Raw genomic sequence first — 21156 nt, 5'->3', positions numbered from 1 at the left:
CCTTGTGTCGCGGGTCATTCGCACCGCCTGACTCGGACAGTACGACCGGCACACGGCGCGCAATGGGGTTTCTTTGCCGAGGGGGTGCTAGTTTTGGGTGCCGGTGAGGCGGCGATCACCGGTGTATCGGCAGGAGGGTGTCGTGTTAGAGAGCGTATTCGGAATCCACCCCACGATCCTCCTCGAGCTCGTGACCATACCTCTTTTCACCGGGGTGATCGGCTACATCACCAACTGGACCGGCGTACTCATGCTGTTCAAACCGGTCGCCTTCTACGGCGTTCGAGTTCCCGGTCTGCGCGCGCTGTATCCGTTCCTTCCCAAGCGAATTCAAGTTCTTCCCCTGCTGAGCTACGACGGCCGATTCGGCTGGCAGGGCATCGTCCCCTCCCGCGCGGACAAGATGGCCAGCATCGCGGTCGACAAGGGCCTGGCCAAACTCGGCAGCGTCGCCGACTTCTATCGGGAACTGGAGCCGGACAAGCTGGCCGAGCACCTGGCCAGCATCGCCGACGCGCAGATCAAGGACATCGTCGAGGACATCCTGCGCCGCGAGCACCCCCAGCTCTGGTACAACCTGCCCGCGCAGGTACGCGACATGGTGCACGCCAGAGTGCGCCAGCAGCTGCCGGAGATCCTGCGCGAGCTGACCGAGGAATTGGGCGCCAATATCGATCAACTGCTCGATGTGAAGCAGATGGTGATCCGCTACTTCCAGGCCCGGCCGCATCTGCTCAACACGCTGTTCCAGGTGCTCGGCGCGAAGGAACTGCGATTCATGCAGAACTTCGGTTTCTACTTCGGCGCGCCGATGGGCGTGTTGCTGGTCGTCGTGCTGCATCTGACCGGCTGGTCCAGCCTGGTCGTGCTGCCGATCGGCGGCGTGATCATCGGCTGGGTGGTCAACTGGATCGGCATCAATATGATCTTCGCGCCCGCCTATCCGAAGTGGTGGGTTCCGTGGCGGCAGGGCCTGCTGATCAAACGCAAGTCCGAAATCACCGACGGGTACGCGGAATTGGTTTCCAGCCAGGTGATCACCGTGGCGAATATCGGCGACGAGTTGCTCAACGGCCCGCGCTCGGATCGCACCATGCAGATGCTGGAGGACACGCTGCGCCCCGCCGCCGACCGCGCGCTCGGCCCGGCGCGTCCCGCCGTCAAGTTCATGCTCGGCAGCCGCGAATACGACTCGTTGCAGTCCACGTTCACCAGCGAAGCCATGGCCATCGCGCCCATCGCGTTCGCCGACCCGGAGTTCAACCTCCGCCAGGGCAGGCAGATCAACGAATACATCGCCAGGCAGATGGCGATGTTGTCGCCGCCGGACTTCGTCGACATGCTCCGCGCGGCTATCAAGCAGGACGAATGGCTCCTTTTCGTCCATGGCGGCGTGCTGGGGCTGTTCGCCGGATACGCTCATATCCTGATCTTCGGAACGGGAGTGGCGACATCATGGCTGTAGCGGGTCCGGACGACGGCGATATCGAGGCCGTCGAGCACCTCGACGCGACGGCGGCGAATGCCGAGCCAGCGCAGGAGATCGCCCGGCGGCCGGCTTCCGACCTCGCTCGCACCGACGAATTATCCAGACGGGTAACCGTTCCCGTGGCGACCGTGCGTGCCGCGACGGGCGTCGCCCGGGTCGCGTGGACCGCCGTCGCCGGAGTGACCTCCTGGGGTGTCGGCACCGCGGTCGGCGTCACCTCGACCGTCGTGCGGCGCAGCATCGAGGGAGCGCCGCCGCGAGAGGTGTTGGCCGAGGCGGAGTCCGAGGTCCGCGAAGCGATGCGCAAAGCGCTCGGCCTCCCGGTCGCCGGGGAACCCACCGCGCCGGACGCCGTGCCGACGCTGCGCGAGCAGGGCGCCGCGCTGCTGCGATTGTCGGCCAACCCGCACGGCGAGGACGACAACCACCCGGCTTTCGCGGGCATGCTCGCCGAGCTGACCCCGGACGAGGCGCGCATCCTGCGTTTCCTGCATCTGGACGGGCCACAGCCCTCGATCGACATCCGCACCGGCCGCCCGCGCGCCCTCGGCTCCGAACGCCTCGGCTCGATGCTCACGCTGATCGGCGAGCACGCCGGCCTGCGCTTCCCCAACCGGATCCAGCAGTACCTGACCAACCTGCGCAGGCTCGGCTTGGTCGAGCACGCGCGCGAGCCGGTCGGCAACCCGAACCGATACCAGCTGCTGGAGGCGCAGTCGCCGGTGCGGGAGATCCTGAAGCGGTCCGGCTTCGGCACCAAAGTGATCTACCGCAGCGTGGTGCTCACCGACTTCGGCGCGGACTTCGTGCGCACCTGCCTGCCGGTGGTGGTACAGGACGGACGCGCCTCGGGACACTAGGTCTCCCAACCACGCAGCGCGAGTTCGGCCACCCGCTCCAATTCGGCCCGGCTCGCGCCGTCCCGAGCCGCCTGGGACATTCCCTGCATCATCGTGCCGACATAGCGGGCCAGCGTGCGCGCGTCCAGGCTGTCCGGCAGGACGCCCGCGTCGATGTCGGCCTGGATGCGCTCGGCGAACGCGTCGATGTTCCGATTGCGCATATCGCGCAGGGAGTCGGCGATCTCGGCGCTCGTGGTGTTGACGCCCGCGCTGATCACCAGACAGCCCTGCGGGCACTCCGGCCGGGTGTACTCGGCCGCCGCCTCGCGCAGGATGCGCCGCACCGCCGCGTCGGCGGTGCGTTCCTCGGCGAGCGCCCGCGTGACGAATCCGCCGTAGCGCGCGCCGAACTTCGCGACGACCTCGGCGAACAGCGTCTTCTTGTCCCCGAACGCCGCGTACAGGCTGGGCGCACCGATACCCATCGCCGCGGTCAGGTCACCGATCGACGTGGCCTCGTACCCGCGTTCCCAGAACAGCCGCATGGCCTTCTCCAGCGCCGCGTCCCGATCGAAGGAGCGCGGCCGCCCGCGGGTCGTGGTACTCATGCCGCAATTTTATAGCGGTCACTAGAGAATGTGCTACTTTGCTTTCTGTAGCGACCGCTAGAGAAAGGAAGTCCCGCGATGGGCGCATTGACGGGCAAGACGGCACTGGTGACCGGAAGCAGCCGGGGCATCGGCCGGGCGATAGCCGAGCGGCTCGGGCGCGACGGCGCGCGCGTGGCGGTCCACTACAACGGCGACGAGCAGGCGGCGAAAACCACCGTCGCCGCGATCGAGGCGGCGGGCGGGACGGCGTTCGCGATCCGCGCCGAACTGGGCGTGCCGGGCGACGCCGAGGCGCTGTGGGCGGCCTTCGACGCACACGCCGACGGACTGGACATCCTGGTGAACAACGCGGGCGTCGACGGCATCAGGGAGCCGATCGCCGGGACCGACGAAGCGGCGTTCGACCGCGTCTTCGCGATCAACGCCAAGGCGCCCTTCTTCATCACCCGCCTCGGCCTGGACCGGTTGCGCACGGACGGGCGGATCGTCAACATCTCCACCGGCCTGACCCACGGCGCGCACATGCCGCAGCTGATCGCCTACACCATGACCAAAGCCGCGATCGACAGTTTCACCAGCGTGCTCGCCAAGGAGGTCGGCGCGCGCGGCATCACCGTGAACGCGGTGGCGCCGGGCATCGTCGACACCGACATGAACGCGAACTGGTTGCGCAATGCCGAGACCCAGACGGCGGTGGCGGCGATGTCCCCGCTCAACCGCGTCGGGCAGCCCGCGGACGTGGCCGACGTCGTCGGGTTCCTCGCCTCCGAGGACGCGCGGTGGGTGACCGGGCAGTGGATCGATGCCACCGGCGGCGCGCTGCTGTGAACGCGGTGAGCGGCCGCCGCCCGCACACACCGCCTTCGGAGCGAGCTACGCCACGGCGTCGCCCGGCTACGCCCATTAGGCTTGAGCACCGTGCTGTCAGTAGTGCCGAGTCCCGTCACCGTGCGGGCGCCGTCGAAGGTGAACCTCCATCTCGGAGTGGGCGACCTGCGTGCCGACGGCTACCACGACCTGACCACGGTGTTCCAAGCACTGTCCCTGAGCGACGATCTGGAGATCTCCCCGTCTGGTTCGCTGGCCGTGCGGGTCACCGGTGAGGGCGCCGCGGACGTGCCGACCGACCGGACGAACCTGGTCTGGAAGGCCGCCGTCCGGCTCGCGCACCTCGGCGGCCGCGCTCCCCTGGTGGAAATCGCCATCGCCAAAGGCATTCCGGTGGCCGGGGGCATGGCGGGCGGCAGCGCCGACGCCGCCGCCGCGCTGGTCGGGCTGAACGAGCTGTGGGACATGGGCCTGTCCAGGGAGGAACTCGCCGCGGTGGCGGCCGAACTCGGCAGCGACGTGCCGTTCGCGCTGCACGGCGGCACCGCGCTCGGCACCGGTCGCGGTGAGCGCCTGCTGCCGGTGCTGTCGCGCAATACCTTTCACTGGGTGCTCGCCTTCGCCAAAGGCGGCCTGTCCACGCCTGCGGTATTCGCCGAACTCGACCGGTTGCGCGAGCACGGCGACCCGCCTCGGCTCGGTGAGCCGCAGCAGCTGATGCAGGCGCTGGCCTCCGGCGACCCGCGACAGCTCGCACCTCTGCTCGGCAACGACCTCCAGGCGGCGGCGGTGTCGCTGAAGCCGGAACTGCGCCGCACCCTGCGCGCAGGCGTGACCGCGGGCGCGCTGGCCGGGCTGGTCTCCGGATCCGGGCCCACGTGCGCGTTCCTCTGCGAGAGCGAGGAATCGGCGATCTCGGTGGCCGCCGAACTCGCGGGCGCGGGCGTCTGCCGCAGCGTGCGGACGGCCAGCGGCCCTGTGCCGGGTGCGCGCATCCTCAGCGGCGACCAGTCCGGGAAGCACTGACCGCCGGAGCGAGCGCTTCACGGCGGCGACATGCGGCGCGGGCGGGAGTCCGTTCGCGGTTCCCACGCCTCTCGGCGCGCGGGCCGTCCGCCCGCGATTGCGGCCTGCTCGCCGCTCGGACATCGAGCCCGCGCACCGGTGGTCTACAGCGTTGCTCAGGAAAGCACGTCGGCGAGCCGGTCGACCTGATCGGCATCGCGGCCGTAGCAGTAGAACATCACCTCGTCCGCGCCGAGATCGGCGAATTCGGCGACGGTCGAGCGGATCTGCGCGGGCGTGCTGAGCATTCCGGCGAGAATGCCTTCGGTGTAGCCGCTGAACGCGTAGTAGGCGCCCATCGACGCGCGGGCGTCCTCGATCACCTCGTCGGTGCCGAGGGCCACGTTGACCTGGGCGACGATTCTCGGCGCACCCGACCGGCCGTTGTCCGTCCAGGAACGGCGCACGGTATCGAAAAGCTTGCCCGCCCAGGAGGGCGGTGCGGCGGCGAGGAACCCTCCGCCGCACCGGCCGACGCGTTCGAGTGCGGCCGGCTGGAAGCCGCCGAACAGGATTTCGGGTCCTTCCGGTCGCAGCGGCGCGGGGCCGATCGGCCCGCACTCGTCGCTGAAGGGTTGCCCGGACCACAGGCGGCGCATGAGGGCGATCTGCTCGTCGAGGCGGCGGCCCCGTGTACGCAGGTCGGTGCCCGAGGCGAGATGGTCGTCGGCGCGGCCGCCGACGCCGAGGCCGAGCACGAGGCGGCCGCCGGACATGCGGTCCAGCGTGGCGACCTGCTTGGCGAGCAGCACCGGGTCACGCAGCGGCGCGAGCAGCACTTCGGTCTGGACATTGACGCGAGTGGTGGCACCGGCGATCGTGGCCAGCGCGATCAGCGGTTCGGGGTTGTCGTAGACCAGCCGGTCCAGCAGGCCGAGCGTGCGGAACGGGCCCGCGTCGGCGCGCCGGGCCCAGTCGAGCAGGGCGGCGGGATCGGAGATGGGCAGGCCGAGGCCGACGTGCATGGGATTCCTCCAGAAGACGAGTGGAAGGGCAAGGTGCCGCCCGCCGACGCCTCTCTCACGAGGCGGGCGTCCCACTCCGCGGCTGTAGTTCTGGGGAACGCCGGATCGGTTACATGGAACGAACAGTGTTCGTTCGACACGAATCTAAACGAACACTGTTCGTCACGCAAGCTTCCCCGCTGCTCGCCGGGCAGACCGGCCCTCCGCCCGGGTCGGTACGCTGGCCCGGGGCGATCATCGGGCCGCCCCCGCAAGACACGGAAGGATCCATGTCCAACCTGATCAATCTCGAACAGGTCCACAAGAGCTTCGGGATCAAGCCGCTGCTGGAGAATGTCTCGCTCGGCGTGCACGCGGGCGAGCGGATCGGTGTCGTCGGCCTCAACGGCGGCGGTAAGACCACCCTGCTCGAGGTGCTCACCGGCATCGAGGAGCCGGACAGCGGCCGGGTCAGCCGGCTCGGCGGCCTGCGCATGGCCGTGGTCACCCAGCGCGGCGTGCTGCCCGCGGGCGCGACGGTCGGTTCGGTGGTGCTGGCCGGCCTGGCCGACGACGCCATGACCGACGAGGTCGCCGAACACGAATGGGCCGCCGACCCGCGCATCCGCTCGGTGATGGACGGCATCGGCATCGCGAATCTGGGCATGGACACCCCCGTGGACAACCTCTCCGGCGGCGAACGCCGCCGGGTCGCGCTCGCCGCCGCGCTGGTGCGCGAACTCGATCTGCTGGTGCTGGACGAGCCGACCAACCACCTGGACGTGGAGGGCGTGCAGTGGCTGGCCGAACATCTGCTCGGCCGCCGCAGCGCCCTGGTCGTCGTGACCCACGACCGCTGGTTCCTGGACACCGTCGCCACCAGCACCTGGGAGGTGGTCGGCGGCCGGGTCGAAAGCTACGAGGGCGGCTACGGCGACTGGATCTTCGCCCGCGCCGAGCGCGCCCGCCAGGCGGACGCGAGCGAGGCCAGGCGGCGCAACCTGGCCCGCAAGGAACTGGCCTGGTTGCGGCGCGGCCCGCAGGCGCGCACCTCCAAACCGCGCTACCGGGTCGAGGCCGCCGAAGCGCTGATCGCCGACGTGCCGCCGCCGCGCGACAGCGTCTCGCTGGCCGCCTTCGCGCGCAAGCGCCTCGGCCGCGTGGTCGTCGAATTGGAGGACGTCACGCTCACCACTCCCGATGGCCGCGAGCTGGTGCGGGATCTGACCTGGCGGCTGGCGCCGGGCGAGCGCGTCGGCCTGGTGGGGGTCAACGGCTCGGGCAAGACCACACTGCTGCGCGCGCTGGCCGGAGACACCGGCCCGAACGGCTCGACGCTCGCCGCCGGCAAGCGCGTCCAAGGCCAGACCGTGCAGATCGGCTGGCTGCGCCAGGAACTCGACGACCTGCCCACCCACCTGCGCGTGCTGGAGGCGGTGCAGCAGGTGGCCCAGCGAATCATGCTGGGCGACAAGGAGGTCTCGGCGGGGCAGCTGGCCGAGCGGCTCGGCTTCACTCCCGCCCGCCAGCGCACGCCGGTCGGTGACCTGTCCGGCGGCGAGCGGCGGCGCCTGCAGCTGACCCGCATCCTGATGTCCGAGCCGAACGTGCTTCTGCTCGACGAGCCGACCAACGACCTGGACATCGACACTCTGCAACAACTGGAGGACCTGCTCGACAATTGGGCGGGCACCCTGGTCGTGATCAGCCACGACCGGTACCTCATCGAGCGGATCTGCGACTCGACCTGGGCGCTGTTCGGCGACGGCAAACTCACGAACCTGCCCGGCGGCATCGAGGAGTACCTGGCCAAGCGCGCGACCCTCGCCGCGAGTCGCACACGCGCCGCGGCGCCCGAGGCCAAGCCGGTCGACGCTCCCGCCACCGATTCCGCCACCTACCGGGCAGCCCGCAAAGAGCTGACCCGCCTGGAACGCGCCATCGACAAACTGACCGATCGCGAACAGCGCCTGCACGCCGCGCTGGCCGACGCGGCCACCGAACCGGACAAGCTTGTCACCCTCGGCGCGGAACTGAAGCAGGTGCTCGCGGAGAAGGAGACGGCCGAGGAGCGCTGGCTGGAACTGGCCGACGGCGTGTGAGCCCCGGCCACGCGGCCGGCTCGAAGGACGGTGGGGCGTAGATCGTGGCAGCCGTCCGCAGAGGGCTCAGCACCGCGCCACCCCTTGCGCTCGCATACCCCATGGGGGTATGTTTCGAGTGTCGGGGTACCCCCAGACCGTAAAAGTTCTGGACACGAAGGAGTCGGACATGCCCACCACCACCTACACCGTCACGGGGATGACCTGCGGGCACTGCGTCAGCTCCGTCAAGACCGAGATCGGCAAGATCGACGGTGTGACCAGCGTCGACGTCGACCTCGCCAGCGGAGCGGTGCGGGTCGACAGCACCGCGCCGATCGCCGAGGCGGACATCGTCGCCGCCGTGGACGAAGCCGGTTACGAAGTCGCCGTCTGACCCGTTCGCACACCGCGTGGCTCCCCGCACCGGCCGACGCCGACGCGAGGAGCCACCGCCTTGCAGGCAGTGCTACGCCTGGGCCGCCAGGCGCACGAATGCGGCGGTGTCGAGCGTTTCGCCGCGAGCGGTAGGAGCGATGCCCGCGGCGAGCAGGCGGCGCTCGGCTTCGGCGGGCGACCCGGCCCAGGCGGCGAGCGCCGCGCGAAGGGTTTTGCGGCGCTGCGCGAACGCGGCGTCGACGACCTCGAAGACGCGGCGGCGGTGCGCCGCGTCCATCGGCCACGGCGGCTGGGCGTACCGATCGATGCGGACCAGACCCGACTCGACCCGCGGCACCGGCCAGAACACCTGGGTGCCGACCGCGCCCGCGCGCCGGACCGTCCCGAAGAAGCCCGCTTTCACGCTGGGGACGCCGTAGGTCCGGTTGCCGGGCTCGGCGGCGAGCCGATCGGCCACCTCTGCCTGCACCATCACCAAAGCGACCGCGATGCCGGGCAATTCGGCGAGCAGATGCAGCAGCACCGGCACCGCCACGTTGTACGGGAGATTGGCCACCAGCGCGGTGGGCTCGACGGGCAGATCGGCGGCGGCCACGCGCAGCGCGTCCGCCTCGACCACCGACAGACGCCGCGCCAGCTCCGGCGCCCGGTCCGCGACCGTCTCCGGAAGGTGCCCCGCCAGCACGGGATCGATCTCGACCGCGACCACCGAGTCCACCACGTCCAGCAGCGCTAGGGTCAGCGAACCGAGACCGGGCCCGACCTCCAGCACCACGTCCCCGCGCCCCACCCCGGCCGCCGCGACGATCCGGCGCACCGTGTTCGCGTCGTGCACGAAGTTCTGCCCGAGTTGCTTGGTCGGCCGCACGCCGAATCGCTCGGCCAGTACCCGCACCTCGGCGGGCCCGAGCAGGGCCGCGCTCCCACGAGCGGAGATTTCAGGTTCGGACACCTCGAGAATCTATCAACCGCCATGCCGACCGGGCCGTGACGTCTCCCATGCCACCTCGACGCCCAGCCTCTCGATCCCGGGCGGCACCTGCGAGCGCGGCACGCGGCGAGCCCGATGAGACGCGTCGAGACGGCGGTAGAACCTCCGATCAGAAGTGTGCCGCTCTACCGATGCATTCGGCGGCCAGGCCCGGCCTATGACACCCGCGGCCTCAGCTGATGCCGAGCCGGCCGGTGCACGCGGGCCAGGCTCCCCAGCCCTGCCGCTGCCGGGTGATCTCGGCGATGGCGATCTGCTCTTCCCGAGTGGCCAGGTCGGCGCGCGGCGCGTACCGCAGACCGCCCTGCCGCTCCCAAGTGCCCTGGTCGAACTGCACGCCGCCGTAGTAGCCGTTGCCGGTGTTGATCGACCAGTTGCCGGTGGACTCGCAGCGGGCCAGCGCGTCCCAGATCGCGCCGTCGCGCACCGGCGGCACCTCGGTACCCGGCTTGGCGCCCTTGCGAACGGTCTTCGGCTGCGCCGCCACGGTCACCGTGGATTCGATGGCCTGCCGGTCCACTTCCTGGCCGTTGACCATGGTGACCGCGAACCTGACGTTCTGCACGCCGGGCGCGCCGGGGGATTCCACCACCGTGCGACTCATGTTCATGGTCGGGTCCTCGATGACGTTCTCCGGCGGATCCAGCGGCAGCGTCTCGGTGTGCTGTTCGACGCGCTTGCGGGTCACCGTGACGCGCAGACCGTTCGTCAGCGGCGTGGTCGCCGCTGGCTCGACGGTGTCCTGCTCGACCAGCGGAATGCCGGTCACCTCGAGGAATTTGCCCACCGTGGGGGCGGCGGCGCGCACCTCCACCGGATTGCCGATGCCGTCGACCAGCGAGACAACGCGCGGTGTCGCGATCAGCAGCGTGGCGCCCTGCAACGGGAGCCGCTCGTCGCGGGCGGGCGAGACGTAGACCTCTTTCGAGATCTTCAACTGCTCGAGCGCCTCCCCCGCGGTCACCCCGGTGGTCCACACCTTCTGCGTCAACCCGTCGACGGACAGGTCGACCTCGCGGGCGCGGTTGAGCGTGATGATCGCGCCGTCGGCGATGGACGCGGCCAGGGCGGGCGCCACCTTGTCCCGCTCGGTCACCGCGAAGCCCGCGGCCTTCAGGACGCCGCGCACGTCACGCGACATGGTCGTCTGGAACAGCTTCTCGCCGTCCACGACGACCGTCACCGTCTTGCGGTTCACAATCGCCAGCCCGGCGCCGACGATCAGCGTCAGCAACAGCGCGCCGACCGCGATGTACAGCAGCGGCGAACGCGACTGGTTGATCCGCGTGAAGGGGGACATGGTCACAGCACGATAACGAGAGGGCAGGGCGCCGACAACAGCAAGCTCAGGAACAGGGCCTTTTCAATATCACGATCGAATATCGACCCCGCAGGTAAATCACGAAACGGAACGCCGAAAGTGACATAGGACACATTTCGCATAGCCCGGCATATAGCGGGCATTCGGTGGGGTCCTCGGGCCGCGCGGGCGTCCGGCTCAGATCCGGTAGACGCGGCGCGCGTTGGCGGTGGTGATCTTCGCCAGTTCCACCGGATCCTGCTCGCGCAACTCGGCCAGCGCTCGCACCGTGTACGGCAGGCAGTACGGCTCGTTGGGCGCGCCGCGGAACGGATGCGGAGTCAGATACGGCGCGTCCGTCTCGACCAGGATCTGATCGTCGGGCACGACCTTGGCCGCTTCCCGCAACTCGTGCGCGTTCTTGAAGCTCACCGTCCCGGAGAAACTCAGGATGTAGCCCTCGGCCACACATGACAGCGCCATGTTCACGTCCGAGGAGAAGCAGTGGAAGATCACCGTGTCCGGCGGGCCTTCGTCCAGCAGCACCGTCAGCAGGTCGTGATCGGCCTCGCGGTTGTGGATCATGAGCGGCTTGCGGATGCGCTTGGCCAGGTCGATATGCCAGCGGAAACCCTCGATCTGCGTCTCGATGTCCGCGCAGTCCGCCAGCTTGCCCGGCCAGTAGTAGTCCAGGCCGGTCTCGCCGACGGCCACCACGCGCGGGTCGTCGGCCAACTGCTCGAGTTCGGCCTTCGCGGCGTCGTCGAGGGCGTTCGCCCTGGTCGGATGCAGCGCGACAGCGGCGAACACGCGATCGTCCCAGTGCGCGGCCCGCACCGCCCACCGCGCGGCGGCCAGGTCGTCGGCGACGGTGACCACCCGGCCGACGCCCACCGAAGCGGCGCGGTCCACGATCGCCGCGGTGGACGACGCGTCGGTCGCGCCGCAGGCGTCCAAGTGGGTGTGCGCGTCCACGATCGGCGACAGCGGCTCGGGCAATTCCGGCGCGGGACGTCCGGCGCTCATCGGCGGCCGCCACGCGGCGCGGACGACACGACCCGCGAATCGGCGCGGGGCATATTCACGTGGGCGAGAGAATGCACGCGCATTACAGTAGACACACCATGAGCGAAGCTGACCGCCCCGCCTTCTACATCACCACGGCCATCGCCTATCCCAACGGCGCGCCGCACATCGGGCATGCGTACGAGTACATCTCCGCCGACGCCATCGCCCGTTTCAAGCGCCTCGACGGCTACGACGTGTTCTTCATGACCGGCACCGACGAGCACGGCCAGAAGATGCAGCAGGCCGCGGCCGCCGAGGGCATCCCGGTGGAAGAGCTCGCGGCCCGCAACTCCGATGTGTTCGAGGCGCTGGACAAGTCGCTCGACATCTCCCTCGACCGGTTCATCCGCACGACCGACGAGGACCACCACGCCGCCAGCGTCGCCATCTGGGAGCGGATGCTCGCCAACGGCGACATCTACCTGGGCAACTACTCGGGCTGGTACTCGGTGCGCGACGAGGCGTTCTACACCGACGAGGAGACCACGGTGCTGGAGGACGGCACCCGCGTCTCCACCGAGTCGAGGACGCCGGTCACCTGGACCGAGGAGTCGAACTACTTCTTCCGGCTGTCGGCCTACCAGGACAAGCTGCTGGCAGTCTACGAGGAGCACCCGGAATTCATCGCGCCCGCCACCCGGCGCAACGAGATCGTCAGCTATGTCAAGGCGGGTCTGAAGGACCTGTCCATCTCGCGCACCACCTTCGACTGGGGCGTGCCGGTGCCCGGCCATCCCGACCACGTCATGTACGTGTGGGTGGACGCGCTGACCAACTACATCACCGGCGTCGGCTTCCCGGACACCGAGTCCGAGGCGTTCCGCCGGTTCTGGCCCGCCGACGTGCACATCATCGGCAAGGACATCACGCGGTTCCACACGGTGTACTGGCCCGCGTTCCTCATGTCGGCCGGCCTGGAGCTGCCGAAACGCGTGTTCGTGCACGGATTCCTGTACAACAAGGGCGAGAAGATGTCCAAGTCGGTCGGCAACGTGGTCGACCCGCTGGAACTGATCGAGAACTACGGCTTGGACGCGGTGCGCTTCTTCTTGCTGCGCGAGATCTCCTACGGTCAGGACGGCAGCTACAGCCACGCGGCCATCGTGAGCCGGATCAACAGCGATCTGGCCAACGAGTTCGGCAATCTGGTGCAGCGCAGTACCAAGCTGGTCGCGCGGGACTGCGGCGGCGTGGTGCCGACGCCCGGCGCGTTCACCGACGACGACCGCGCCCTGCTCGACCTGGCGGGCGGCCTGCTGGAGCGCTGCCGTGCCGAATTCGACGCGCAGCAGATGCATCTGGCGCTGGAGGCGATCTGGCTGACGCTGGGCGAGACGAACCGGTACTTCTCCGCGCAGGCGCCGTGGGCGCTGGCGAAGTCCGGCACGCCGGAGGACCTCGCCCGCGAGGCCACCGTGCTGTACGTGACGCTGGAGGTGCTGCGCATCGTCGCGATCCTGGTGCAGCCCGTGCTGCCGGGGTCGGCGGGCCGCATTCTCGATCAGTTGGGGCAGGAAAACAGGACTTTCGCCGATATCGCGACACCGATCGAGCCCGGCCTCGCGCTGCCCGCGCCGGAACCGGTGTTCCCCAAGTACATCGAACCGAAGGAATGACCCTTCCGGCCCGCCGCCCGGCGGGCCGGAACCATAAGGCGCACAATGCTTTCGCCGCATTCCGCACCGGGCTACCCATGGGTGGGTCGTACCTGCCTTCCCGCCCTGGAATGCGTTGTCGGATAATGAAACACCGGTTCGCGGCCCTGCGACGCCCGGACCGTGTCCGATCGGTACGACTACGTTCCGTTCGGGATCGGTTCCGGCACAGAGAGGGCACACATGGGCCAGCAGCATGCGACGGCATCCGCTCAGCGGTCCGGTTTCGCCGAGCGGCATCGGGCGGCACGCGAAGCCGTGCTCACGTCGCAGCGCGGCAGGCTGGTCGAGGCGATGGTGGAATCGGTGGACAGCAAGGGCTATCCGGCGACCACGCTCACCGACATCGTCGGACGCGCGCGGGTTTCGCGCACCACCTTCTACGACCACTTCGCGAACAAGGAGGAGTGCTTCGCCGAGGCGGTGCACACCGGCGTCGACATCATGGCGACCCGGATCGCCGACGAACTCGCCCAGCTGCCCTCGGACGCCGACGCCTACGCGAAGATCGAGTCGATCGTGGTCACCTTCTGCCGAACCGTCGCCACCGAGCCGGATTTCGCGCGGCTGGTGCTGGTGGAGTCGTTCAAGGTGAACCAGGCCGCCGTCGGCTACCGCGACCTCGCCGTCGACCGTTTCGCCCAGCTGTATCGGATCTTCTACGACCAGGCTCGCGCGGCGGACCCGACGCTGCCGGAGGTCTCCGACGGGCTCATCGCCCTGATCCCGGACGCGATCGGCGAGCGAACCCGGCGGGTCATCATCTCCGACGGACCGGCGCGGGTGCCCGATATGGCGCCGCTTTTCGTCGAGTTCGTCATGAGCGCCCTCGGGCTATCCGTGCCCTCCTGAACACCGTTCCGTCCGCATAGCGTCTTTCGTCCTGCGCGGCCGGTACCCCGGGTGGGATACCGGCCGGGGATCTCACTTCCAGCGGTCGAGCAGGGTCTCGATCTCCTTGGTCAGCACGGCCTGCAGGAAGGGGCCGAAAGTGATCCGCGCGACGCCCTGCTCGGCGAGAGCCGCCTTGTCGGCCTGATCCGGCGCCACGGTGGCGCTGATCGGCAGCGGCAGTTCGCCGGTGAGGCGGCGCATGTCGGCCTCGGCGTGGCGGCCGACCGGGAACAGCACGTCCGCGCCCGCCTCGGCGGCCAGCTTCAGGCGTTCGATCGCGCGGTCGACGCGGTCGGCGTCGTCGCCGTCCCGGCGCACGAACAGGTCGGTGCGCGCGTTGAGCACCACGTGCACGCCCGCCGCGTCGGCGGCCGAGCGCAGCCCGTGCACGAGATCGGCGTGCTCCTGGGCCGTGCGCAGGCGCTTGCCCTCGCTGTGCACGGTGTCCTCGATATTGAGTCCGATCGCACCCGCTTCCAGCAATCCGTCGACCAGCCGCGCGGGCTCCTGCCCGTAGCCGGACTCGATGTCGACCGACACCGGAACGTCCACCGCCGCCGTGATCTGCCGTACCCGGGTCATCGACTCGTCGAACGTCATCTGCTCCCCGTCACCGCGGCCGATCGAGTCGGCCAGCGGATGACTGCCCACCGTCAAAGCCGAGAAGCCCGCCGCCACCGCCACTTTCGCGGACCAGGCATCCCACACCGTCGGGAAGACGCCCGGATTCCCCGGCACGTGCAGTCCGAGAAACGTCGTGGCCTTGCTCTCCAGAGAAGTCATGACGATGATCATGCCCGTCGCGCCGGCTCCGGTCGACCAGGCGACCGCACCGGCATGGGTGTGCCGCTACGACGTGCGGCGCGCGCTGAGCACCGCGTCGTAGAGCTCCCGGCGGGACACGGCGTGGACGGCGGCGACTTCGGCGCAGGCGTCCTTGAGTCGCGCGCCTGCGGCGGTCAGCGATTCGACGGCGTCGACCAGGTCGGCGGGATCGGCGGCGGCGGGCCGGGCGCCCGCGAGCACCACCGTGATCTCGCCGCGCGCGCCCTCGACGGCCCATGCGGCCAGCTCGGCCAGGGTGCCGCGGACCACTTCCTCGTAGGTCTTGGTCAACTCCCGGCAGACGGCGGCGCGGCGGTCCGGGCCGAGGATCTCGACCGCGTCGGCCAGGCAGTCGGCGAGCCGGTGCGGCGCCTCGAAGAACACGCAGGCGCGCGGTTCGGCGGACAAGCTGCGCAACCATTCCCGGCGCTGGCCGGACTTGCGCGGCGGGAATCCGTCGAAACAGAACCGTTCCACCGGCAGGGCCGACAGCGCGAGCGCCGTGGTCACCGCCGAGGGGCCGGGCAGACAGGTCACCGGCAGGTCGCGCTCGACGCACGCCGCAACCATGCGGTAGCCGGGATCGCTCACCGACGGCATGCCCGCGTCGGTCACCAGCAGCACCGTGCGGCCCTCGGCGATCTCGTCGAGCAGCATCGGGATGCGCGCGGCCTCGACGTGGTCGTAGAAGCTGACCACCCGGCCCGCGATCTCGACGCCGAGCGCCTTGGCCAGCGACCTGGTCCGCCGCGTGTCCTCGGCGGCCACCACGTCGGCCGTGGCCAAGCCATCGCGCAGGCGCTGCGAAGCGTCCCCGATGTCGCCCATCGGTGTCGCCGCGAGCACCAGCCTGCCCGTCGTCACTGTCGCTGTTCCGCCTCTCCGAGTCTCCGTACAAGGTGGGCGCCGCGGGACAAGTGTTCAGGTCCTGCGTTGACGTGCGCCCGAGTTCTGGGCGTACCCGATGAGTTACCCATGTAGGTACGGAATCGGTTCGTAGCGTATTCCGGCGCCGGCGACGACTACGGGCGGGTCTCGTGGTCCGGCCCCGACCCAACGCGTACGGCCTCGATACCCGCACAGGCGGCACAGCATACGATCGGGGCGTGACCCAGGTGACCGACCAGCGCGCGACCGCACGGTTCGGGACCGTGCCTTCCTGGTCGAGTCCGGGACCGCTGCGGCCGACGCCCGACTTCGGCCCCACCGATCGCGTGCGCGGCTGGCTGGTGACGGCATTCCTCACCGCGATCGCGGCGGTGACGCGCTTCACGATGCTGAACTACCCGACCGACGCAGGCACGCCGGTGTTCGACGAGAAGCACTACGCCCCGCAGGCCTGGCAGATGCTCACCGGCGGCTGGGTGGAGGACAACCCCGGCTACGGCCTGGTGGTGCATCCACCGGTCGGCAAGCAATTCATCGCGATCGGGGAGGCGATATTCGGCTACAACGGCTGGGGCTGGCGCTTCACCGCCGCGGTCGCCGGAACGGTGCTGGTGCTGCTGGTGATCCGGATCGTGCGGCGGATGGCGCGCTCCACCCTGATCGGCGCGATCGCGGGCATCCTGCTGATCGCCGACGGGCTCACCTTCGTCTCCTCGCGCATCGGCATGCTCGACATCTTCATGGCGCTGTTCGTCACCGCCGCGTTCGGCTGCCTGATCGTCGACCGCGACGAGATCCGCGGCCGGTTCGCCCGCGCGGACGCGGAGGGCCGCATCGGCGTGACGGACTGGGGACCGCGCCTCGGGGTGCGCTGGTGGCGCTTCGGCGCGGGCGTGCTGCTCGGCCTGGCCTGCGGAACCAAATGGTCAGGTATCTATTTCATCGCCGCCTTCGGCCTGATGAGCGTCTACTTCGACCTCTCGGCGCGGCGGACCTACGGGGTGCGCCGCCCGTGGCTCGGCGTCGCGCTGCGCGATATCGGTCCCGCGCTGTACGCGCTGGTGCTCGTCCCGCTCGGCGTCTATCTGGCGAGCTACTGGGCCTGGTTCGCCAGCGAGACCGGCGTGTACCGATACATGCCGGGCAATCCGTCGGCGCCCACGGACCCGATCGGCACCGGCGGATTCTGGTCGCATGTCGTGCCGGGCGCGCTGCGCTCGCTGTGGTACTTCAACGCCAGATCACTGGAATTCCACACCGAGCTGACCAATTCGGCGGGCAACCACCACCCCTGGGAATCCAAGCCCTGGACCTGGCCGATGGGTTTGCGCCCGATGCTGTACTACTACGCCGACGGCGGCGTCACCGGCTGCGGTCAGACCCAGTGCGTGAAGGCCGTGATGCTGATCGGGACACCCGCCATCTGGTGGGTCGCCGGTCCGGTACTGGCCTGGATGCTGTGGCGGACCGTGGTGCGCCGCGACTGGCGCTACGGCACGGTGCTGGTGGGCTACGGCGCCGCCCTGCTGCCCTGGTTCGCCACCCTCGACCGGCAGATGTACTACTTCTACGCCGTGCCGATGGCCCCGTTCCTGGTGATGGGCGTGGCGCTGGCGCTGGGCGACGTACTGGGCCCGGCGCGCCCGAGCACCATCCCGCGCAGCCCCGCCGGAACCTACCTGCCCGCCCCACCGAACGAACGACGCGGCCTCGGCCTGCTCGCGGTCTGCCTCTACCTGGGCCTGGTGATCGCCAACTTCATCTGGCTCTGGCCGATCCTCACCGCCATGCCGATCACCCCGAGCAACTGGCACGACCACCTCTGGCTGCCCAGCTGGAGGTAAGGCTGTGTTGTTTTGCCAGCGCCTGCGGCGCTGGGGGTTCGCGGCCCCCTTGTGGCTCGCGTCCGAGCGGCCACCGCTGGCGACTGCGTCGCGGACGCGGCGGCCGCTCGGACGCGAGCCGGGCCGCGAACGGCGCATGCTCGGTCTCGCTTCGCTCGAAAGACGTGGTTGGGGTGCGCTGGGCGCGTGGGGTGGTAACCGCAGCACTCGGTGTCCGCCGCTGCGACGAATGCCCACCGAACGCCCGAAGCGGTAACCGCAGCACTCCGTGTGCGGGGCGGTTGTGGATGGGTTCGGTAACTGTGGCCGGTGATCGCGGTCGATCAACCTTCCAGCGCCGCTTGTACGTAGCGCAGGGCGGTGGCGTCGTCCAGGCCCAGTCTGCGCACGGTCGCGACGTAGGCGGTGGCCGCTCGGCCTGCCACGTCCCGGGTCGGGTCACCGGACGAGGCGATGAACGAGCCCTGTCGGCCTCGGGTCTCGACCACGCCGTCGGCCTCCAGCTCGCGGTAGGCCCGGGCCACCGTGTTGGGGGCCAGTCCGAGCTGGGCGGCCAGGGCGCGGACGGTCGGGATCTTGGTTCCTGCGGTCAGCTCGCCGGAGCGCACCTGGGCGATGACGCCCAGGCGGAGCTGCTCGTAGGGCGGCACCGCCGAGTCATGGGAGACCGTGATGGTGAACACGGCGGGCTCACACGTGGTCTCGGGACAGCGGACAGGACAGGCAGCGTGGACCACCGCGGCCGGAACCCAATTCGGAGCCGGGGATGCGCAGCACCTCGATGCCCGCGTCCTCCAGCCTGGCGTTGGTCATCTCGTTGCGCTCGTAGGCGACCACCACGCCGGGAGCGAGGGCGAGGGTGTTGTTGCCGTCGTCCCACTGCTCGCGTTCGGCGGTGACCCCGTCCAGCCCCGTGTCGATGACCCGCAGCTTGCCGATGCCCATCGCCTCGGCGGCCGCAGGCAGGAACGGATCGGGGCCGCGCATGCTGACCCGGCCGCTGCCGAGCCGCCCGCCGTAGTCGTCCTCCTTGCGGATCGTGAACGCGCACAGCGACTCCCGCACCGCGGGGTACATCACCACGGCATCCGCGTCGACCATGGTGCACACGGTGTCCAGGTGCATGGTCGCGCGGGTCTGCGCGATCGGCAGGACGAGCACGGTGTGCGCGAGGTCGTCGTCGAACAGGCTGCGCGCCAGCGCTTCCGCGCCTGCGGGCGAGGTGCGCTCCCCGACACCCACCGCGACCACGCCCTCCGACAGCAGCAGCACGTCACCCCCTTCGATCGGAGCGGTATGCGATTCGTAGGCCCGGCGCACCCCGAGGAAGCGGGGATGGAAGGCGTAGATGAGATCGGTGAGCGAGGTCTCCCTGGCGCGGGCGGGCAGCGCGAGGGAGGTGATCGCGACGCGCGGCCCGACCCAGAACGAAGAGTCCCTGGTGAACAGCAGATTGGGCAGCGGATCGATGACGAAGTCGGCGCCGTGGTGCATCCGGCGGACCAAGGAGGTGGCGTCGGGCCCGAACGGCAGTTCGTCGAAGGTCATCCCCGCCATGAGGATCTCGGCCAGTTCTACGGCGGGCACGCCGCGCAGGAAGGCGGCCAGCTCCTCGGCCAGCGCGTGGCCGAGCCTGCGCGCGTCGACCGCGGCGGAGATGCCCTGGATCCGGGCCGCTCCGCTGACCTCGAGCGTCTCGGCGAGCAATGTCGACAGCAACAGCACCTCCGTGCCACGGCCGCGCAGCACGTCGGCGAACGTGTCGTGCTCCTGCTGCGCGCGCTCCACCCACGGGATCCCGTCGAACAGCAGCTGATCGTTGTTGCGCGGGGTGAGCCTGCGCAATTCGTTGCCGGGCCGGTGCAACAGCACCGTGCGCAGCGTGCCGACTTCGGACGTCACGGCCAAACGCGCACCCTCCTGCGCGGACACAGCATCTGCTCCCATGATCAGACCGTAGTGCGCCACGGCCCGCAGAGCACGCGATTCCCGGCTTCGGATGCCGATCACCGAATCCGGCCCGGCACACCCTAACCTGAAGTATTGTTTAGGTGATAGGGAGGAGCGTGTATGTCGACAGCAGCCGATTGGCGGGCGAAAGAGCTGACCCCCGGGCAGCTCTCCGAGCGTAGTGGAGTCGCGGTCTCCGCGTTGCACTTCTACGAACGCGAAGGGCTCATCACGAGCAGACGGACCAGCGGGAACCAGCGCAGATACGCCCGCGAGACGCTGCGGCGCGTGGCATTCATCCGCATCTCCCAGCGGGTCGGCATACCGCTGAGCGAGATCCGGGCCGCCCTCGATCAGTTGCCCGAGGGCCGCACCCCCACCCGGCGCGACTGGGAGGCCCTCTCGACCGTCTGGCGCGCCGATCTCGACGACCGGATCACCCAGCTGATCCGCCTGCGCGACAGCCTCACCGGCTGCATCGGCTGCGGCTGCCTGTCACTGGGCAGCTGCCGCCTGGTCAACGAGCACGACCGGCTCGGCGCCGAGGGCCCCGGCGCCCGCGTGCTCGACGTGCACCTCAACTGCCCGTCGAAGCCAGCAGCCTGCTGAAGCGCGCGCTGGTGCGGCGCATGACGAACTCGTAGGGGAACGCGAATTTGCGCGCCCACCAGTAGCCGAAACGGATGTCGAACGAGCTGTAGACCAGGAACCGGTTGCGTTCGATCCCGCGCAGGATGGCCGTAGCCACCCGCTCCGGCGGCACCGCGTGCTCGGCGAATGCCGCGGTGAGCCGCTTGATCTTCGGGTCCTCCTTGTCGACCCCGACCAGCTCGACGCTCTGCACCAGCGGCGTGTTCACCGCGCCCGGCGCCACCAGGTGCACCGTGATGCCGTGTTGCGCCAGATCGAAGCGCAGCACCTCCGACACACCCCGGATGCCGTATTTGCCCGCGCTGTAGGCCGCGTGCCAGGGCAGCGCGAGCAGGCCCGCCGCCGACGACACGTTCACCAGCGCGCCGCCCTTGCCCGCGCGCACCATAGGCGGCACGAAGGTCTCGATGACGTGGATCGGACCCATCAGGTTGACCTCGACCATGCGCCGCCAGTGTTCGTGCTCCAGGTTCTCCACGGTCCCCCAGACCGAGGTGCCCGCGATGTTCATCACGACGTCCAGGCTGCCGAGTTCGGCGTGCACCCGGTCGGCGAAGGCGCGCACCGCCTCGTAATCGGTGATGTCCAGCGCCTCCGCCACGGCGACGCGGCCACCCGCCGCGCGGATGTCGCGCACCGTGGCGTCCAAGCCCTCGGCATTGATGTCGGTGAGCACCAGTTCGGCGCCCTTGCCCGCGCCGGCCAGCGCCGTGGCCCGGCCGATGCCGCTCGCCGCACCGGTGACCAGTACCTTCGCCCCGTCTACCGTGGTTCGACCCGCTCGCCCGCGACTTCTACCCAGCACTGCGCATCCCATCTCGAATCGCCGAA

At 69.7% G+C, this 21156-nt stretch carries 20 protein-coding genes; 10 read left to right on the top strand and 10 right to left on the bottom strand.

The annotated features are described in order from the left end of the window. Positions 1 to 190: 190 nt before the first annotated feature. The gene (locus HOV91_RS19185; RefSeq protein ID WP_312884690.1) at positions 191 to 1465 is read left to right on the top strand and encodes a DUF445 domain-containing protein; all 1275 of its coding nucleotides are present in this window, start codon (positions 191 to 193) and stop codon (positions 1463 to 1465) included. Continuing rightward, positions 1456 to 2349, top strand: coding sequence for an Abi-alpha family protein (locus HOV91_RS19180; RefSeq protein ID WP_174186774.1), 894 nt, complete (start codon positions 1456 to 1458; stop codon positions 2347 to 2349). The genes HOV91_RS19185 and HOV91_RS19180 overlap by 10 nt, the downstream gene beginning before the upstream one ends. Here HOV91_RS19180 and HOV91_RS19175 read toward each other — a convergent pair. Then, complete coding sequence (locus HOV91_RS19175) at positions 2346 to 2939, bottom strand: TetR/AcrR family transcriptional regulator (RefSeq protein WP_174186773.1); 594 nt, start codon at positions 2937 to 2939, stop codon at positions 2346 to 2348. The two genes, HOV91_RS19180 and HOV91_RS19175, sit on opposite strands and share 4 nt — an antisense overlap. 78 nt (positions 2940 to 3017) lie before the next feature. Between HOV91_RS19175 and HOV91_RS19170 the strand changes: the two genes are divergently transcribed. Both HOV91_RS19170 and HOV91_RS19165 read left to right on the top strand, forming a co-directional pair. Then, a complete protein-coding gene (locus HOV91_RS19170) occupies positions 3018 to 3770 on the top strand; it encodes an SDR family oxidoreductase (protein WP_174186772.1) in 753 nt (250 codons plus the stop codon). A 90-nt stretch (positions 3771 to 3860) separates the two neighbouring features. Then, positions 3861 to 4796, top strand: a complete 936-nt coding sequence (locus HOV91_RS19165) for a 4-(cytidine 5'-diphospho)-2-C-methyl-D-erythritol kinase (RefSeq protein ID WP_174186771.1) — start codon at positions 3861 to 3863, stop codon at positions 4794 to 4796. A gap of 155 nt (positions 4797 to 4951) precedes the next feature. Here the strand turns inward: HOV91_RS19165 and HOV91_RS19160 are convergent, their stop codons facing one another. Continuing rightward, positions 4952 to 5800 (bottom strand): LLM class flavin-dependent oxidoreductase, encoded by an 849-nt coding sequence (locus HOV91_RS19160; protein ID WP_174186770.1) that lies wholly within the window; start codon positions 5798 to 5800, stop codon positions 4952 to 4954. Between the two features lie 269 nt (positions 5801 to 6069). Between HOV91_RS19160 and HOV91_RS19155 the strand changes: the two genes are divergently transcribed. After that, the gene (locus HOV91_RS19155; protein WP_174186769.1) at positions 6070 to 7881 is read left to right on the top strand and encodes an ABC-F family ATP-binding cassette domain-containing protein; all 1812 of its coding nucleotides are present in this window, start codon (positions 6070 to 6072) and stop codon (positions 7879 to 7881) included. Positions 7882 to 8050: 169 nt separating this feature from the next. Then, positions 8051 to 8257: a heavy-metal-associated domain-containing protein gene (locus tag HOV91_RS19150; protein WP_043697887.1), complete on the top strand. Its 207-nt coding sequence runs from the start codon at positions 8051 to 8053 to the stop codon at positions 8255 to 8257. Positions 8258 to 8329: 72 nt separating this feature from the next. Here the strand turns inward: HOV91_RS19150 and rsmA are convergent, their stop codons facing one another. From rsmA to HOV91_RS19135, 3 genes are all read right to left on the bottom strand, one after another. After that, positions 8330 to 9211, bottom strand: a complete 882-nt coding sequence (gene rsmA / locus HOV91_RS19145; protein WP_174186768.1) for a 16S rRNA (adenine(1518)-N(6)/adenine(1519)-N(6))-dimethyltransferase RsmA — start codon at positions 9209 to 9211, stop codon at positions 8330 to 8332. Between the two features lie 211 nt (positions 9212 to 9422). Then, complete coding sequence (locus tag HOV91_RS19140; RefSeq protein WP_217440738.1) at positions 9423 to 10550, bottom strand: resuscitation-promoting factor; 1128 nt, start codon at positions 10548 to 10550, stop codon at positions 9423 to 9425. 198 nt (positions 10551 to 10748) lie between these two features. Then, on the bottom strand, positions 10749 to 11576 hold the full coding sequence (locus HOV91_RS19135; RefSeq protein ID WP_174186767.1) for a TatD family hydrolase: 828 nt from the start codon (positions 11574 to 11576) through the stop codon (positions 10749 to 10751). Positions 11577 to 11647: 71 nt separating this feature from the next. Between HOV91_RS19135 and metG the strand changes: the two genes are divergently transcribed. Beyond that, positions 11648 to 13234 carry a methionine--tRNA ligase gene (metG, locus tag HOV91_RS19130; RefSeq protein WP_281370914.1) on the top strand — a complete coding sequence of 529 codons (1587 nt, stop codon included), beginning with the start codon at positions 11648 to 11650 and terminating at the stop codon, positions 13232 to 13234. A gap of 222 nt (positions 13235 to 13456) precedes the next feature. After that, positions 13457 to 14125 carry a TetR/AcrR family transcriptional regulator gene (locus HOV91_RS19125; RefSeq protein ID WP_174186765.1) on the top strand — a complete coding sequence of 223 codons (669 nt, stop codon included), beginning with the start codon at positions 13457 to 13459 and terminating at the stop codon, positions 14123 to 14125. A 72-nt stretch (positions 14126 to 14197) separates the two neighbouring features. Here the strand turns inward: HOV91_RS19125 and HOV91_RS19120 are convergent, their stop codons facing one another. Next, positions 14198 to 14950, bottom strand: coding sequence for an isocitrate lyase/PEP mutase family protein (locus HOV91_RS19120; protein WP_174186764.1), 753 nt, complete (start codon positions 14948 to 14950; stop codon positions 14198 to 14200). A gap of 66 nt (positions 14951 to 15016) precedes the next feature. Then, complete coding sequence (rsmI, locus tag HOV91_RS19115; protein ID WP_174186763.1) at positions 15017 to 15856, bottom strand: 16S rRNA (cytidine(1402)-2'-O)-methyltransferase; 840 nt, start codon at positions 15854 to 15856, stop codon at positions 15017 to 15019. Between the two features lie 242 nt (positions 15857 to 16098). Between rsmI and HOV91_RS19110 the strand changes: the two genes are divergently transcribed. Next, on the top strand, positions 16099 to 17724 hold the full coding sequence (locus HOV91_RS19110; protein ID WP_174186762.1) for a dolichyl-phosphate-mannose--protein mannosyltransferase: 1626 nt from the start codon (positions 16099 to 16101) through the stop codon (positions 17722 to 17724). A gap of 323 nt (positions 17725 to 18047) precedes the next feature. Here HOV91_RS19110 and HOV91_RS19105 read toward each other — a convergent pair whose 3' ends face one another. After that, entirely contained in the window at positions 18048 to 18407 is a 360-nt protein-coding gene (locus HOV91_RS19105) for a GntR family transcriptional regulator (protein ID WP_174186761.1), read from the bottom strand. Positions 18408 to 18414: 7 nt separating this feature from the next. Continuing rightward, positions 18415 to 19671 carry an arginine deiminase gene (arcA, locus tag HOV91_RS19100; protein WP_174186760.1) on the bottom strand — a complete coding sequence of 419 codons (1257 nt, stop codon included), beginning with the start codon at positions 19669 to 19671 and terminating at the stop codon, positions 18415 to 18417. Positions 19672 to 19794: 123 nt separating this feature from the next. Between arcA and soxR the strand changes: the two genes are divergently transcribed. Next, on the top strand, positions 19795 to 20283 hold the full coding sequence (soxR, locus tag HOV91_RS19095; protein ID WP_043731956.1) for a redox-sensitive transcriptional activator SoxR: 489 nt from the start codon (positions 19795 to 19797) through the stop codon (positions 20281 to 20283). Here soxR and HOV91_RS19090 read toward each other — a convergent pair. Then, positions 20252 to 21142 (bottom strand): SDR family oxidoreductase, encoded by an 891-nt coding sequence (locus tag HOV91_RS19090; protein WP_174186759.1) that lies wholly within the window; start codon positions 21140 to 21142, stop codon positions 20252 to 20254. The two genes, soxR and HOV91_RS19090, sit on opposite strands and share 32 nt — an antisense overlap. Positions 21143 to 21156: the final 14 nt, after the last annotated feature.

Source organism: Nocardia barduliensis (assembly GCF_013315795.1).
GTDB classification, from domain to species: Bacteria; Actinomycetota; Actinomycetes; order Mycobacteriales; family Mycobacteriaceae; genus Nocardia; species Nocardia barduliensis.
Note: the sequence above shows the minus strand (reverse complement) of the source record. Positions and strands in the feature narration are given on the sequence as shown.

Excerpts from the sequence above, each read along its gene's own strand:
- HOV91_RS19090 (WP_174186759.1), bottom strand. The coding sequence starts at position 21,142 with ATGGGATGCGCAGTGCTGGGTAGAAGTCGCGGGCGAGCGGGTCGAACC.
- HOV91_RS19170 (WP_174186772.1), top strand. The coding sequence starts at position 3,018 with ATGGGCGCATTGACGGGCAAGACGGCACTGGTGACCGGAAGCAGCCGG.
- metG (WP_281370914.1), top strand. The coding sequence starts at position 11,648 with ATGCACGCGCATTACAGTAGACACACCATGAGCGAAGCTGACCGCCCC.
- HOV91_RS19120 (WP_174186764.1), bottom strand. The coding sequence starts at position 14,950 with ATGACTTCTCTGGAGAGCAAGGCCACGACGTTTCTCGGACTGCACGTG.
- HOV91_RS19175 (WP_174186773.1), bottom strand. The coding sequence starts at position 2,939 with ATGAGTACCACGACCCGCGGGCGGCCGCGCTCCTTCGATCGGGACGCG.
- HOV91_RS19140 (WP_217440738.1), bottom strand. The coding sequence starts at position 10,550 with ATGTCCCCCTTCACGCGGATCAACCAGTCGCGTTCGCCGCTGCTGTAC.
- HOV91_RS19160 (WP_174186770.1), bottom strand. The coding sequence starts at position 5,800 with ATGCACGTCGGCCTCGGCCTGCCCATCTCCGATCCCGCCGCCCTGCTC.
- HOV91_RS19135 (WP_174186767.1), bottom strand. The coding sequence starts at position 11,576 with ATGAGCGCCGGACGTCCCGCGCCGGAATTGCCCGAGCCGCTGTCGCCG.
- HOV91_RS19155 (WP_174186769.1), top strand. The coding sequence starts at position 6,070 with ATGTCCAACCTGATCAATCTCGAACAGGTCCACAAGAGCTTCGGGATC.
- soxR (WP_043731956.1), top strand. The coding sequence starts at position 19,795 with ATGTCGACAGCAGCCGATTGGCGGGCGAAAGAGCTGACCCCCGGGCAG.
- arcA (WP_174186760.1), bottom strand. The coding sequence starts at position 19,671 with ATGGGAGCAGATGCTGTGTCCGCGCAGGAGGGTGCGCGTTTGGCCGTG.
- HOV91_RS19150 (WP_043697887.1), top strand. The coding sequence starts at position 8,051 with ATGCCCACCACCACCTACACCGTCACGGGGATGACCTGCGGGCACTGC.
- HOV91_RS19180 (WP_174186774.1), top strand. The coding sequence starts at position 1,456 with ATGGCTGTAGCGGGTCCGGACGACGGCGATATCGAGGCCGTCGAGCAC.
- HOV91_RS19125 (WP_174186765.1), top strand. The coding sequence starts at position 13,457 with ATGGGCCAGCAGCATGCGACGGCATCCGCTCAGCGGTCCGGTTTCGCC.